Source organism: Microbacterium sp. JC 701 (assembly GCF_021026215.1).
GTDB lineage: Bacteria > Actinomycetota > Actinomycetes > Actinomycetales > Microbacteriaceae > Microbacterium > Microbacterium algihabitans.
The window spans coordinates 1,522,791-1,538,121 of the sequence record NZ_JAJNCV010000001.1; the positions used below are offsets into that span (position 1 = coordinate 1,522,791).

General features: G+C 70.1%; 10 protein-coding genes. 6 read left to right on the top strand and 4 right to left on the bottom strand.

Annotated features, from left to right (window positions below):
* Positions 1 to 12 precede the first annotated feature (12 nt).
* Genes LPW41_RS07210 through LPW41_RS07230 form a run of 5 tightly spaced genes read left to right on the top strand, consistent with a single transcriptional unit; the run spans position 13 to position 7,770 of the window.
* Positions 13 to 1,368: a hypothetical protein gene (locus LPW41_RS07210; RefSeq protein WP_230704438.1), complete on the top strand. Its 1,356-nt coding sequence runs from the start codon at positions 13 to 15 to the stop codon at positions 1,366 to 1,368.
* The gene (locus LPW41_RS07215; protein ID WP_154095872.1) at positions 1,362 to 2,990 is read left to right on the top strand and encodes a S8 family peptidase; all 1,629 of its coding nucleotides are present in this window, start codon (positions 1,362 to 1,364) and stop codon (positions 2,988 to 2,990) included. Before LPW41_RS07210 ends, LPW41_RS07215 begins: the two co-directional genes overlap by 7 nt.
* Before the next feature lie 17 nt (positions 2,991 to 3,007).
* Positions 3,008 to 4,594: a S8 family peptidase gene (locus LPW41_RS07220; RefSeq protein WP_230704439.1), complete on the top strand. Its 1,587-nt coding sequence runs from the start codon at positions 3,008 to 3,010 to the stop codon at positions 4,592 to 4,594.
* Positions 4,595 to 4,607: 13 nt separating this feature from the next.
* Complete coding sequence (locus LPW41_RS07225; protein ID WP_154095870.1) at positions 4,608 to 6,161, top strand: S8 family peptidase; 1,554 nt, start codon at positions 4,608 to 4,610, stop codon at positions 6,159 to 6,161.
* 46 nt (positions 6,162 to 6,207) lie between these two features.
* Complete coding sequence (locus LPW41_RS07230) at positions 6,208 to 7,770, top strand: S8 family peptidase (protein WP_230704440.1); 1,563 nt, start codon at positions 6,208 to 6,210, stop codon at positions 7,768 to 7,770.
* Between the two features lie 12 nt (positions 7,771 to 7,782).
* Here LPW41_RS07230 and LPW41_RS07235 read toward each other — a convergent pair whose 3' ends face one another.
* From LPW41_RS07235 to LPW41_RS07250, 4 genes are all read right to left on the bottom strand, one after another.
* On the bottom strand, positions 7,783 to 9,768 hold the full coding sequence (locus LPW41_RS07235) for a glycosyltransferase family 39 protein (protein ID WP_230704441.1): 1,986 nt from the start codon (positions 9,766 to 9,768) through the stop codon (positions 7,783 to 7,785).
* A 136-nt stretch (positions 9,769 to 9,904) separates the two neighbouring features.
* On the bottom strand, positions 9,905 to 11,407 hold the full coding sequence (locus LPW41_RS07240; protein ID WP_308071701.1) for an APC family permease: 1,503 nt from the start codon (positions 11,405 to 11,407) through the stop codon (positions 9,905 to 9,907).
* A gap of 83 nt (positions 11,408 to 11,490) precedes the next feature.
* Positions 11,491 to 12,885 (bottom strand): aspartate aminotransferase family protein, encoded by a 1,395-nt coding sequence (locus tag LPW41_RS07245; RefSeq protein WP_154095867.1) that lies wholly within the window; start codon positions 12,883 to 12,885, stop codon positions 11,491 to 11,493.
* Positions 12,882 to 13,352, bottom strand: a complete 471-nt coding sequence (locus LPW41_RS07250) for an Lrp/AsnC family transcriptional regulator (RefSeq protein ID WP_144828063.1) — start codon at positions 13,350 to 13,352, stop codon at positions 12,882 to 12,884. The genes LPW41_RS07245 and LPW41_RS07250 overlap by 4 nt, the downstream gene beginning before the upstream one ends.
* A gap of 224 nt (positions 13,353 to 13,576) precedes the next feature.
* Here LPW41_RS07250 and LPW41_RS07255 point away from each other — a divergent pair, with 224 nt between their 5' ends.
* Complete coding sequence (locus LPW41_RS07255; RefSeq protein ID WP_230704536.1) at positions 13,577 to 15,211, top strand: cellulase family glycosylhydrolase; 1,635 nt, start codon at positions 13,577 to 13,579, stop codon at positions 15,209 to 15,211.
* The last annotated feature ends 120 nt before the right edge of the window (positions 15,212 to 15,331 follow it).

Below are 15,331 nucleotides of genomic sequence, written 5' to 3' on the forward strand. Positions count from 1 at the left end.
GAAGGACGACCTGTGCGACACTCCGTCGATCGCCCGCTCCACCTCCCCGCCCACCCCACTCGCCGCGTCATCCTGCACGGTGCCGCGTGGGCGGTGCCCGCGGTGGCCTTGGTCGCCGCGACCCCCGCCTTCGCCGCCTCGGGCAAGACGCTCTCGTTCTCGGCGGCGTCGTACTCCGGCGTGACCTGCGGCACGATCACCACCGCCGTCGTCAAGGCGGCGAACGGCGCCGCGGCCGCGGCCGGGGTCAGCATCGCTCTGCAGCTGTCCGGCGGATACACCTTCGACGGGGGCGGCACGTCCGCGACCGTCGTGACCGGCTCCGACGGCTCGGTGTCGTGCGGCACGATCCACGTGCCCGGCAACGGAGCCACCGGCACGCTGTCGGCGTCGTCGTCGGGCGCCACGAGCGCCTCGGCCTCGCTGACGGCAACCGATGCCCGTATCCTCACTTCGCCGAGCGGCCTCGCCGACGCGACGAGCGTCCCCACCGGGTCGACCCCCGTCGGCCAGGACTACTTCCTCGCGGGCGGCGTGCTCTACAAGTCGGGCACCGGGGCCGTGGCCACCGGCATCGCGGCCGTGGGTCGGCTGGTCGAGTCGCCCTCGGGCAACGCGACCTTCCTGCTGCCGGTGCGGCGCGACGACGGCTCGGCGGCGGTGTTCAGCACGAGCGCGGGCACGTTGACCACCGTCAGCGGTACGCCGTCGGGAGCGACCCCCCTCGCCGCCGACCTCTTCCTCTCGGGCTCCTCGATCTACCGGGGTGGCGCTGCCGTGGCCACCGACGTCGCCGAGGCGGGTCAGCTCATCTCGCACGACGCGGGCAGCGGCTCGTCGAGCACCTTCTTCCTGCCGTATCGCTCGAGTGTCGGGTCTGCCCGCATCCTGCGCCTGCCGAACAACGACGTGCGTACCGCGCCCGAGTACGGCACGGCGAACGGTCCGGGCGGTGGCGCGACGCCGATCGCCGACGACCTCTTCCTCTCCTCCGGGAACATCTACCGCGTCAGCTGGGACGGCACCAGCGCCTACGGCACCGGCATCGTGGCATCCGGAATCGCCGCGTTCGGGACGCTCACGCCGAACCCCTACTACTCGGGCGAGCGGTTGCTGCCGGTCCGTCGCACGAGCACCGGCGAGGCGGCCCTCTTCATGGTCTCGGGCAACAGCGTGCGCACGGCGACCAACGTGCCGACCGGCAGCACGCCGCTCGGCGCCGACTTCTTCGCGTCGAACGGAACGATCTACCAAGACGTCTCGGGGGGCGTCGCGAGCTCGGTCTCGGCTTACGGCGCGGCGGGTCCGGCGGCCTTCGGCTCGAACAAGGTCACCGTCCCGTTCACCGTGTCGAGCTCGTCGTGCTGAGCGTCGATCCCTCCCGACGTCACGGTCCGCGCGGCGCTCTGCGATGGGTGGCCGTCGGCCTGACCGGCGCGCTTCTCATCGCCGGGGGAGTGACGCTCGCCGTATGGCCTGCAGCCGACCACTCCGCCCCCGCCGCTGCGGCGGCGGCCGGCCCGGCGCCGTCGAGCACTCCCTCGGTTTCGGAGTCATCCGATCCGTCCACCGCCACCGAGGGGTCGGGCGTCGCGGCGGCCGACGAGTGGGTCCACGCCGTCCAACTCCCCGCCGATGCGACCGACGACCAACGCCTGCAGGCCAAGCTGGCGTACGACCTCATCACGGTTCCGCTCAGTCAGCGCGACGCTCTGTTCTCGCTTCCCGGCGTCGAGGCCGTCGCACCGGTCGTGCGCGATGACACTCTGTCGGTGGCGGTCCTGCGCGAGCAGTCCGACCTCGTGAGGGCGAGCATTCCGGATGCCGTGGTCGAGCCGAACGAGGTCGCCAAGGTCGAAGCCGATCAGACCCCCGTCCCGTCGTGGGGGCTCGACTCCGTTGACAACGCCGGCGGGGCGCAGGACGGTCACTACCGCTACGACAACGACGGAACCGGCACGACGGTCTTCGTGATGGACAGCGGCGTGCAGTCGAACCATCCCGATTTCGGGGGCCGCGTCGACGTGGCTGCAGGGAAGGACTTCATCAACGACGGTCGCGGCACCGAGGACTGCCTCGGCCACGGCACCCACGTGGCCGGAATCGTCGGCAGCACCACCTACGGCGTGGCCAAGAAAACCCGCATCATTCCGGTGCGAGTGTTCGGTTGCTCCGGAACCGGCTCTGCGATGGACGTCTATTACGCCCTCAACTGGATCACCGACAACAACCGATGGCCCAGTCAGATGGTCATCAACATGAGCCTGAGCGTGCCCAAGTACTTCCCGATCAACAACACGGCATCGTTCGCGAACAGTCGCGGCTTCGTCGTGATCGCGGCCGCGGGCAACGAGTCCGACGATGCCTGCAACTCGTCCCCCGGTTCGACGTCGTCGGTCATCACGGTGGGGTATTACACCAAGGCGCTCAACTACAGCGGCTACAGCAACACCGGCCCGTGCGTGAAGGTCGTCGCACCGGGTGGGGAGATCACCTCCACCTATCTCAACAGCGGGACGGCAACCGCCAGTGGAACGTCGATGGCGGCGCCGCACGTGTCGGGCCTCGCGGCGCGCCTGCTGCAAGCGCACCCGTCGTGGGTCGGGTCCGACGTGTTGAACTCCTTCAACACGGCCGCCTCGACCGGCCGCCTCGGCAACATGCCGGCCAACACCGTGAACCTGATCGCGACCATCCCTGTGGCGGCTGCGCAACCGCAGGTCACCTCGTTGACGACGAGCACCGCCTCAGCCGGCATCGGGCTGTCGTGGACGACCAACGGCGTCGGAACCTTCACCGCCTTCTCGCTCACCGTCACCGACACCGCGACGGGGCTCGCCTACCCGGTGACCGTGTCGGGCACCAAGGCATCGACGGTCTTCACGAACGTCATCCCGGGCCACGCCTACTCGATCAAGATCATCGGCACGGCGACGCTCTCCTCGGGCGCCTCGGTGACGACCGACCCGGTCACGGCCACCGGTCCCTGACCTCGGGAGGGCCATTCATGTCGTTCGTCACCCTCCCCTCCCGTTCTCGACGGGCGTGGTCCTTCGGCCTCGTCATCACTCTGCTCGCATCGGGCGGCGTCACCGCGGCAGTGATGTCGTCGTCCTCGGCGGGAAGTTCCGTTGCTTCGTCGATCTCACCCGTTCCCGGCGAAAGCGCCGCCGAGCCCCAGGTCGCTGTTGCTGCCCCCGCCCCTGCCGAGGACGCGCCGTCGTGGTCGGCGCAGTTCGGCGTCCCCGCCGACGCCACCGATGAGGAGCGCCTGCAGATCAAGTCGTCGTTCGACATCGTCACGGTGCCGCTCGCCGACAAGGACGCCCTGGCGGCGCTGCCGGGCATCACGCTCGCCGGCCCGATGACCTTCGGCGACACCTTCATGGCCGCCGTGCCGCACGCGCAGACCGAGCTCGTACGGGCGCAGTTTCCGGATGCCGAGATCGAGCCGAACAGCGAGGTCACGCCCGACGGAGACCAGACGCCCGTCCGCTCGTGGGGTCTCGACGTGGTCGACAACTCCGACGCCGCACAGGACGACCACTACCTGTACGACGCGACGGGTGCGGGCACCACGGTCTTCGTCATCGACAGCGGTGTACGAGGGTCGAACGCCGACTTCGGCGGGCGCGTCGACACCTCGATGGGGCGCGACTTCATCAACGACGGTAACGGCACCGACGACTGCTCGGGGCACGGCACGGCCGTGGCCGGCACCGTGGGCAGCACCACCTACGGCGTGGCGAAACAGGCCAAGATCGTTCCCGTCCGCGTCTTCGGATGCACGGGCGGTGGGCTGGCCTACGACTTCGTGAACGCGGTGAAGTGGATCGTCGACACCTACCCGCCCGACCGCATGGTCATCAACATGAGCCTCGGCATGGGCCGGTGGGCGACGTTGAACACCATGGTGAACTACGCCGCCACGCACGGTTTCGTCGTCGTCGTGAGCGCGGGCAACAACAGCCGCGACGCCTGCACGCAGTCGCCGGCGGCGGCCGAGAGCGTCATCACCGTCGGCGCCTTCAACGAGCAGCGCAGCTACAGCTCGTACAGCAACTACGGCAAGTGCGTGAAGACCCTCGCGCCCGGCGACAACATCGCGACGATCCCGATCCAGGGGACCATCGCGTACGCCACCGGCACCTCGATGGCCACGCCGCACGTCTCCGGGCTCGCCGCGCGTCTGCTCGAGCAGCACCCGACCTGGACCACCGCCGACGTTCTGGCGTTCCTGAACACCCCCGCCGCGGCCGGACACATCTCGAACGTGCCGGCCGACACGGTGAATTTCACCGCCGCGATCCCGATGGTCCCGCGGATCACGTCGCTGACGACCGGCACCGCGGCGAGCGGCATGTCGCTGACCTGGACGACCAACGGCGTCGGCACCTTCACGTCGTTCTCGATCACCGTCACCGACACCACGACGGGTCGCACTCACCCCGTCACCGTGTCGGGCGGGCGATCGTCGACGGTGTTCACCGCCACGCAGAGCGGGCACGCCGACAGCGTGAGCATCACCGGCGCGGCGCGCATGCCGTCGGGCGTCGAACTGACCGCCGACCCGGTGACCGCGACCGGTCCGTGACAGAAGAGAGCGCATGATCGATCGTCACCGTTCCACCCCACGCCGAAGCGGCGTCATCGCGGCCGTGGCCGCGGGCCTCGCCCTCGTCGGCGCCGTCACCGCGACCGCGTGGTGGGGGCCCGTCTCGGCGGCACCCGACGGGGCGCGCGCAGCGGCGGTGGCACCGGCGCCGCAGCCCGAGGGGTCGTCGGCGGTCATCGACGACTTCCCCATCCCGGCGGATGCCACCGACGCCGAGCGCGAGCAGATCAAGCTCTCGTACGACATCGTCGCCGTCCCCGTCGACCAGCGCGACGAGGTTCTCTCGGTTCCCGGGGTGTCCGCCGTCGCACCGGTCACCGTGGGCGACACCTTCGTCGTGGCGGTGCCGGCGTCGTCCGCCGACCTGGTGCGGGCGAGCGTTCCCGACGCGGTCGTCGCGCCGAACCCGGTGGTCACCGTCGCGAGCGACGAGACACCCGTTCCCTCGTGGGGTCTCGACGTCGTCGACAACACCGCCTCCGCCCACGACGACCACTACCTGTACGACTCCACCGGGGCGGGTGTCACAGCCTTCGTCATCGACAGCGGGGTGCAGTCGACGCATCCCGACTTCGGAGGCCGGGTCGATGCGGCCGCGGGCAAGGACTTCGTCGGCGACGGGAACGGCACGGAGGACTGCTTCGGCCACGGCACGCACGTCGCGGGGACGATCGGCAGCACCACGTACGGGGTGGCGAAAGAGGTCCGCATCATCCCGGTGCGGGTGTTCGGGTGCCAGGGTCAGGGGTCGGGCTACGACATCCTGCGGGCTCTCGACTGGATCTACCGCACCTATCCGACCGGGACGCAGTCGGTCATCAACATGAGCCTGGGCATGCCGACGTTCTCGTACGTCGACGCCTACGTCAATGCGCTGAGCGACCGGGGATTCGTCATCGCGGCGGCCGCGGGGAACGACGCCAAGGACGCGTGCACGTCCTCGCCGGCGAGTGCGGCGAAGGCGATCACCACCGGGGCCTACGCCGACGACAACGCCTTCGCGTGGTACAGCAACACCGGCCCCTGCGTGAAGATCCTCGCCCCGGGGAGCGACATCACCTCCACCTGGATCGGCTCTCAGGTGGCGGTCGACAGCGGCACCTCGATGGCCAGCCCCCACGTCGCCGGTCTCGTCGCGCGGCTGCTGCAGGAGCATCCGACGTGGAAGACCGCCGACGTGCTGCAGTACTTCGGCACCTCTGCCGCGACGGGGCACATCACCGGCGTCCCCTCGAACACCGTCAACCAGGTCGCCGCGGTTCCCGGCGTGCCGCGCGTGAAATCCCTCACCGCGACCGCAGCCGCCTCCGGCATCGCCCTGTCGTGGACGACCAACGGCATCGGCACCTTCACGACGTTCTCGCTCGAGGTGACGGACACCACGGCGGGCCGTTCCTATCCGGTCACCGTCTCGGCGCTGCGCTCGTCCACGGTCTTCACCGACGTCGTGAGCGGGCACGCCTACACGATCACCCTCACCGGTTCGGCGCGCATGCCGTCCGGCGCCCTCGTCACGACCGACCCCCTGACGGTCGCCGGGCGCTGACCCCCGTCCCGCACCGCGCCCACTCGAACACCCTCTAGGAGACCCCGTGACCGACCGCACCGCTCTCGATCGACTCCGCCGGTGGGGCGCCCTCGGACTGGCCGGAGGGCTTCTGCTCGGCGCCGGCATCGTCGTGGCGGTGTCCGCACCGGGCGGGGCGGACGCCCTCCCGGCCACCGCCGCGAGCCTCGCCGTCGACCCTGCTCCGACGAGCGACGCGACGCCTCCCGCGGAGGCGGTGGTCGACGACTTCCCGATCCCCGCGGATGCCACCGACGCCGAGCGTCAGCAGATCAAGCTCTCGTACGACATCGTGACGGTGCCGGCCGACCAGCGCGAACAGGTGCTCGCGATCCCCGGGGTCACGGCCGCAGGCCAGGTGACCCTCGGCGACGAGTTCTACGCGGCGGTTCCGGCCGCGGCATCCGACGCCGTGCGCGAAGCGCTTCCCGACGCGCAGGTCACCCCGAACCCCGTGGTGCGCGTAGCAGCCGATCAGTCGCCCGTGGGGTCATGGGGGATCGACGCGGTCGACAACGTCGCCGGTGCTCAGGACCAGCACTACCTCTACGACTCCACCGGCGCCGGCACGACGGTGTTCGTCGTCGACACCGGTGTGTGGGCCGATCATCCCGACTTCGGCGGCCGCGTCGACGCCGCGGCGGGCAAGGACTTCATGAACGACGGCCGGGGCACCACCGACTGCCAGGGCCACGGCACGATGGTGGCGGGCGTGGTCGGCAGCTCGACCTACGGCGTCGCCAAGCAGGCGCGGATCGTGCCGGTGCGGGTGTTCGGCTGCTACGGAGAGGGCAACGGCTGGGACGTCATCGCCGCCCTCGGCTGGATCTCCGACAACTTCTCGGGGCAGAAGGCGGTCGTCAACCTGAGCCTCGGCACCCCGGAGTGGGACACCCTCGACAACGCCTCCAGTGCCCTCGTCGACAAGGGCTTCGTCGTCGTGGCGGCCGTCGGCAACGACCAGGTCGACGCGTGCACCGTCTCGCCCGCGCGGGCGCCGAAAGTGATCGCGGTGGGGGCGACCGAGCCGGCGGGCGACTTCCTCTACATGAGCAACCGGGGTCCGTGCGTCGACGTGCTCGCCCCGGGCGGCAGCATCACCTCGACCTCGAAGGACGGGGGATCGGGCCTCGCCAGCGGCACCTCACTGTCGAGCCCCCACGTCGCCGGCCTCGCCGCCCGCCTGCTGCAGGAGCCCCCGACGTGGACGGCCGCCGACGTCTCGCAGTACTTCGCGAACACCGGGGCACGCGGGCACGTCGGAAACGTGCCGGCGAACACCACCGACCTGCTCGCAGTGATCCCCGCCGAGCCGAAGATCACCGCGCTGACGGCGAGCACCGTGAGCGCGGGCACGAAGCTGTCGTGGACGACCAACGGCATCGGCACCTTCACCTCGTTCGCGGTGACGGTGACCGATACGACGACGGGTCGCTCCTATCCCGTGACCGTCTCCGGTTCGCGCTCGTCCACCGTTTTCACGAACCGGGTCTCCGGGCACGCGTACACGGTGAGCATCTCGGGGTCGGCGCGGATGCCCTCGGGGGCCTCCGTCACGCCGGCGACCGTCACGGCATCCGTCCCCTGATCGCGGGCGGGGTCACCGGCAGTCGTACAGGGTGACCCCCGTCGCCTTCGACGCGGGTCGACCATCGCCGGCCTCCTTCGCGGGGGCGAACGTCACCGTCGTGAGGGCACGGCAGCCGGGGCCGGTCGCCACCTCGCGCACGGGATCGCCTTCGGGGGCGCCGTAGGCCACGGCGAACAGGTGCACGCGCCCGGTGCTCACCATCTGCGCGAGCTGGTCGGCGGTGAACACCGGCACGTGACCGCTGTAGCCCCCATCGGTGAGCACGCGCGCACCGGTGGCATCGATGATCTGCGCCGAGATCGCCCACGAGTCGGCGACGAACAGCGGCGTCCCCTCGGCTCCGCCGCCATGCTTCTCGGCGAGCGACACCAGCTGGGCGAGCGCCGGCGTCAGCGACGGGTGGCCACCCCACGGCGCGGGTGTCGACACCGTGAAGACCTCGTCGCGGTTGCCGCCGACCGCAGTGACACCCACGTACGCGTCGCCACCGCTGCCGTCGCGGGCGTCGTCGAGCACCTGCAGGCTCGTCGCGACCGGCAGGCACAGCAGGGCGATGGCCAGAGCGAGAGGAGCGGCCCGTCGCAGCGGCCGGGGGGCCCTCCGCCCGCGCAGGGCCGCGACGAGCCCGGTCACCAGGCCTGCCGTACCGAGGGCGATCGCGGGGATCAGCAGCACGGACGGAAGCAGCGCCTGCGCGATGAGCCACGCCCACCACCCGGCCTGCGCGAGGACGACGGCGGGGAGCATCAGGCGCAGCGCGACGTTCCGCGCGCGCAGGAGCCGGACGCCCTCGCGCCACGCGATGGCGGTCAGCAGCGCCATCGGCACGCCCAGCGATGCGACGTACGCGGTGTGCGGCACGCGCGTGACGGTGAGCACGGCCGCGGCCGTCGCCAGCCACACGGTCGCCGCGACGACGAGGGCGAAGCGCACGCGGCGAGCCGACGGAAGAGCTCGACCGCGTGGGCGGCGGGCGTAGCGCCAGAGCCCCAGCACGATGCCGGCGAGGGCCGCGGGGTAGAGCCAGCCGATCTGTGTGACCAGCGGCAGCTCGACGAGTTTCGACAGGGTCGGCAGACTGCCGTGCTGCCCCGTCGAGGCGGGGGAGAAGAGAGCGTGCACGATGCTTGCGAGCGTCGAGCCCACGCCGCCCGCGCCGCCCGACGAACCGACCGACCCCGGGTAAGCGCCGGGGGCGAGGCGGTCCAGTCCGTTGTAGCCGAACACCATCGCGAAGATGTCGTCGTCGGTCGACCCGTCGACGTAGGGGCGGCTGCCCGCCGGCACGAGCGCGAACACCACCATCCACGCCACCGAGACCACCACCGACACCCCGGTCACCGCACCGGCGCGGGCGAGGGCGCGACGGCGGTCCGGCACCGCGACGAGCGTGGCCACGATCAGCGCCGGCAGCACGAACCACGCCGACATCATCTTCGCCTGGAAGCCGATGCCGACGAAGAGGGCCGCCATCAGCAGCGGCCCCCAGCGCGCAGTGAGCATCGCGCGCTGCCACCACACCACCGCGACCGCAAGCGACATCGTCAGCAGGCCGTCTTCCATCGGATGCGCGAACATCGACACGAAGATCGGGGTCGACGCGGCGGCCGCGGCGGCGACCAGCCCCGCACCGCGCCCTCCCCATCGCAGCGCGATCACCGCGCACGCGACGACGGTGATCACACCCTCGATCACCTGGGGCAGGGCGATGGCCGAGACCGACATGCCGAACACGCGGATGCTGAGCGCCTGCGGCACCGCGAAGCCGCTGAGCTTGTCGAGGGTGACCGTGGCCGCCGGATCGAACGCCCCGAAGAACAGGGCGCGCCACGACTGCGACATCGATCGCGCCGCCGCCTCGTAGAACGAGAAGTCGCCCCCGCGCGAGAGGTTCCAGCACGTGAGCACGACGAAGCCCGCGACGATGAGCACGAGCGAGAGGCGCGCCCACCATGGCTCGCGCCACCAGCGCGCGAGAGGCGGGGCAGGGGTCACGATGCACAGGGTCGCGCGGTCAGGACGGTGGCGGATATCAGCCGGATATGAGAGCGCTGTCAGTTGGGCGCGGTGCCCGGACGCGCGAAGGCCGCGGCACCCGGAAAGCGATGCCGCGGCCTGTCAGCGGGGCGGGTCAGATCTCGGAACGCGGCCCCGGCATGGTCTTGTTGAAGCCGGTGACGGGCTCGTTCTCATCGAACGAGGCGATCGGGCGGCGGAACCCGCGGGTCAGCACCAACAGGTACACGACGCCGATCCCGGTCCAGATCAGTCCGCCGATGAGGGCGTGCATGTCGAGGTTGACCCACAGCAGGCCGGTGAGCACCATGCCGATCGCCGGCATGACGATGTAACGGAGGATGTCGGCCGGTGTCTTGCGCCGCCCCTGTCGCACCGCGAACCACGCGATCACCGAGACGTTCACAAAGGTGAACGCCACGAGCGCGCCGTAGTTGATGTACGCCGCGATCTGCTCGAGGGTGAACGCGATCGCGAGCAGGCTCACCACGCCGACGATGACGATCGAGAAGGTCGGGGTGTGGGTCTTCGGGTTGATGAAGCCGAAGATCCGGCGCGGCAGCACGTTGTTGCGGCCCATCACCATGAGCATGCGCGAGACCGACGCGTGCGAGGCGAGCCACGACGCGAGCGTCGCCGCGAACCCGGCCGCGGTGAGCACCGCCTGCAGCACCGGACCGCCGACCTGCACGCCGATCTCGGGCAGCGTGCTGTCTTCGATCGCCTCCTGCGGGAAGGCCGTCGAGTCGGGGAAGCGAAGCTGCGTCACGTACGCCGCGACGAGGAAGATGACGCCACCGGCGACCAGGGTCAGCAGGATCGCGCGCGGCATGATCTTCGGCGTCTTGGCCTCTTCGGAGTACATCGAGACCGCGTCGAAGCCGATGAACGAGAAGCACACCACGGTTGCCCCCGCCAGCACGGCACCGAACTGCACCTCGCTGTGGGCGAAGGGGGCGATCGAGACCGCGGTCCCGGCTCCCGCGCCGCCGACGAGCTGCACGACGACCATCACGACGAACACGGTCATGACGAGGATCGAGAACACCAGCAGGATCATGTTGACGTTCGAGGTGCCGCGCATCGTCAGGTAGATCACGCCCGTGACGCCCGCGGTGAAAACGATGACCCAGATGAAGCCGGGCACGTCGGGGAAGAGCGCCTCCATGTAGCTGCGCAGGATCAGCGCGTTCACCATCGGCAGCAGCATGTAGTCGATCAGGGCGGTCCAGCCCACGACGAAGCCGACGCCGGGGTGGATCGACTCGCGGGCGTAGGTGTACGCGGAGCCGGCGCTCGGGATGACGCGGACCATCTTGCCGTAGCTGATGGCGGTGAAGACCAGCACGACGAGCGCGACCGCGTAGGCGGCCGGCACGACGTTGTTCGTCTTCTCGGCGACGAGGCCGAACGTGTCGAAGACGACGGTGGGGGTCATGTACCCCAGACCGAGGCCGACGATCGACCAGAGGCCGAGGGTGCGGGCGAGTTTCGCTCCCGAGCGGGATGCGGCCGTCGTGGCGGCGAGGTTGTCGTTCGTGGCTCCTCCTAGAGGGTGCGGTGCGCGATCGGGCGTCGCGTCCGAGGGGCTGATGTCGGGGTACAGCGGGCGGAGCACCGCTCGGGGTGGGAGCGGGGGAGTCGGCGCGGGTGGCGCCGGGAGGGACCGGATGCCGACGTGGTGGCGCCGGCATCCGGAGATCAGAGGCGGGTCCAGGCCTCGGTCAGCACGGAGCGCAGGATCTGCTCGATCTCGGTGAACTCCGCGGGACCGAGGGTCAGCGGGGGTGCGAGCTGGATGACCGGGTCGCCCCGGTCGTCGGCGCGGCAGTACAGGCCCGCGTCGAACAGGGCCTTCGAGAGGAATCCGCGCAGCAGGCGCTCGGACTCGTCGTCGTCGAAGGTCTCTTTGGTCGCCTTGTCTTTGACGAGCTCGATGCCGAAGAAGTACCCGTCGCCGCGCACGTCGCCGACGATCGGCAGATCGAGCAGCTGCTCGAGCGTCGAGCGGAAGACGGGGGAGTTCGTGCGCACGTTCTCGAGCAGTCCCTCCTCTTCGAAGACGTCGAGGTTCTCGAGCGCGACCGCCGCCGACACCGGGTGACCGCCGAAGGTGTAGCCGTGCGGGAACGTCGCGTCGCCGTGGGCGAAGGGCTCGTAGATGCGGTCGCTGATGATCGTGCCGCCCAGGGGGGAGTACCCGCTGGTCACGGCCTTGGCGAAGGTGATCATGTCGGGCTGGTAGTCGTAGGCCGAGGCGCCGAAGTAGTGGCCGAGCCGGCCGAACGCGCAGATGACCTCGTCGGAGACCAGCAGCACGTCGTACTTGTCGCAGATCTCGCGGACGCGCTGGAAGTAGCCGGCCGGGGCGGGGAAGCACCCGCCGGCGTTCTGCACGGGCTCGAGGAAGACGGCGGCGACGGTCTCGGGGCCCTCGAACTGGATCATCTGCTCGATGCGGTCGGCGGCCCACAGGCCGAACTCCTCGGGGGTGCCGCCGCCGAAGCCCGACTCGGCGGCGCGGTAGTAGTTGGTGTTGGGCACGCGGAATCCGCCCGGGGTGACCGGCTCGAACATGTGCTTCATCACCGGCAGGCCCGTGATCGCCAGGGCGCCCTGCGTGGTGCCGTGGTAGGCGATCGCGCGCGAGATGACCTTGTGCTTGGTGGGCTTGCCCTGCGTCTTCCAGTACTGCTTCGCGAGCTTGAACGCGGTTTCGACGGCCTCTCCGCCGCCGGTGGAGAAGAAGACGTGGTTCAGATCGCCCGGTGCGAGGTTCGCCAGGCGCTCGGCGAGCTCGATGGCCGCGGGGTGCGCGTACGACCACAGGGGGAAGAACGCGAGCTCCTCCGCCTGCTTCGCCGCAGCCTGCGCGATGCGGCGCCGTCCGTGGCCGGCGTTCACCACGAACAGGCCCGCGAGCCCGTCGATGTACTTCTTGCCCCGGGCATCCCAGATGTGGTGGCCCTCGCCCTTGACGATGATCGGCACCCCGGGACCGTCGGTCATCGTCGACTGACGGGAGAAGTGCATCCAGAGGTGGTCGCGGGCCTTGGCCTGGAGGTCGGCATGCTGGTCGGTTTCGATAAGAGTCATCGCGTTCCCCAGTTGTAGAGCTGACGGTGGAGCTTGAGATAGACGAACGTCTCGGTCGAGACGACGTCGGGCAACGACCGGATGCGGTCGTTGAGCACGTCGATGAGGTCGTCGTCGCTCTCGCAGACGATCTCGACGAGCAGGTCGAACGAGCCGGCCGTCGACACCACGTAGGTGACGCCCGGGATCTCGCTCATGGCCCCGGCGACCACGCGGGTGTCTCCCGACACGCGCACGCCGATCATCGCCTGGCGGGCGAAACCGAGCTGGAGCGGGTCGGTGACGGCGACGATCTGCAGGACACCGGCCTCTTGCAGCTTCTGCACGCGCTGGCGCGTGGCCGTCTCGCTGAGACCGACGGCTTTGCCGATCTCGGCGTACGACCGGCGCCCGTCTTCTTGCAGCTGTTCGACGATCGCCTTCGAGACGTCGTCGAGCACGGCGCTGCGCTCGATCGGAGGAGTCATGATCGGCGACGGTATCAGCGGATTGTCAGGTGTATCAATGGTGATCTCGACATTTCACACGCGGAAACACGACGGAAACCGTCGCTGATCGCGGACGCGGCGACGCCGAATCGCGCGAGGCGGTCCCGTGCGGGTCAGAGCAGGGGGCCGGATGCCGGGATGCCGGCGTTTCGCGCGTGCGCGGGGCGGCGCCGGGCACCGCTACGATGACCGCGGGGGTGCCGATGTCCGGATGGCGCGCGCGGTGGGCGACACTGCGACGATCGGCGCGCCGTGTTTCCGCGATCACGGTGGCGCTGGTGCTCCTGGCATCCGGGGTCGTCGCCGCTCCGGCCGCCTCCGCCGCCACCCTTCCGGGCTGGTTGTCGACGCGCGGAGCGAGCATCGTCACGGCATCCGGAACGCCCTACACGATCAAGGCCGTCGCCTGGTTCGGCATGGAGACCTCGAACTGCGCGCCGCACGGCTTGTGGTCGATCTCGCTCGACGACGGGCTCGACCAGATCGCGCGCATGGGCTTCACCACCATCCGCCTGCCCTTCTCGAACGAGTGCCTCGCGGCGAAGTCGTCGAACTCGATCAACAGCTACGTGAACCCGCAGCTGGCCACACTGTCTCCGCTGAAGCTCATGGACGCCTTCATCGCCCGCGCGAAGGCGCACGGGCTGTCGGTGATCCTCGACCGGCACCGGCCCGACTCGGGCGCGCAGAGCGAGCTCTGGTACACCGCGCAGTACAGCGAGAAGCGGTGGATCGACGACTGGAAGATGCTCGCGGCGCGCTACAAGAGCGACTCCACCGTCATCGGCGTCGACCTGCACAACGAACCCCACGGCCCCGCCTGCTGGAACTGCGGCGACCCGAAGCGCGACTGGCGGGCCGCCGCCACGCGTGCGGGCAATGCGGTGCTCGCGGTGAACCCCAAACTGCTCATCATCGTCGAGGGCGTCGAACGCCAGAACGACGGCTCGAGCACCTGGTGGGGCGGCGGCCTGAAGGACGCGGGCGCGGCTCCCGTCTCGCTCACGGTGAAGAACCGCGTCGTCTACTCGCCCCACGACTACCCGGCCACCGTGCACCAGCAGTCGTGGTTCTCGGCGCCGAACTACCCCGCGAACCTCGAGTCGCTGTGGGACGCGAACTGGGGCTACCTCGTGCGCACCAACACCGCGCCCGTGCTGCTCGGCGAGTTCGGCACGAAATACGAGACCGCGAGCGACAAGGCGTGGCTGAAGTCCCTCGTCGGCTACCTCGCGAAGACGAAGATCAGCTACGCGTACTGGTCGTTCAATCCCAACAGCGGCGACACGGGCGGCCTGGTCACCGATGACTGGAAGACGCCGCAGAAAGCGAAGCTGGCGGCTCTCGCGCCGATCCTCACGCCGGTGAAGACACCGACGCCCAGTCCGACGCCCAAGCCGAGCACGACGCCGAAGCCGACCGCGAGCGCGACGCCCAAGCCGAGCACCACGCCCAAGCCGACGGCCAGCGCGACGCCGAAGCCGAGCGCAAGCGCGACGCCCAAGCCGACCGCGAGCACCACCCCCAAGCCGACCGCGAGCCCGGGCCTGGCCGCGACCTGGATCCCGCAGAGCGTGTGGGGCGAGGGCTACGTCGCCGAGCTGTCGCTGACGGCCTCGGGAGCGGTGAAGCGCTGGACCGTGTCGTTCGACGCCCCCGGCACCACGGCCGTCACCAGCGCCTGGGGCATGAGCTGCGCGGTCAGCGGCACGAAGGTCACCTGCACCGGCAGCGACTGGGCCGCGACGCTGGGCGCCGGACAGAGCGTGCGGGTCGGGCTGCAGGCCTCGGCCACCGCGGCGCCGAAGGCTCCGAAGCTCTCCGTCTCCGCCTCCTGAACCGCCTGAACGCGAGAACGTGACCGGCGCGGATGCCCGGGGAGTCGGCATCCGGACCCTTCTTCTCCGGATGCCGCGGCCGCCACTCATCAGTCACGCATAAGAACCGCTAGGCCGCGG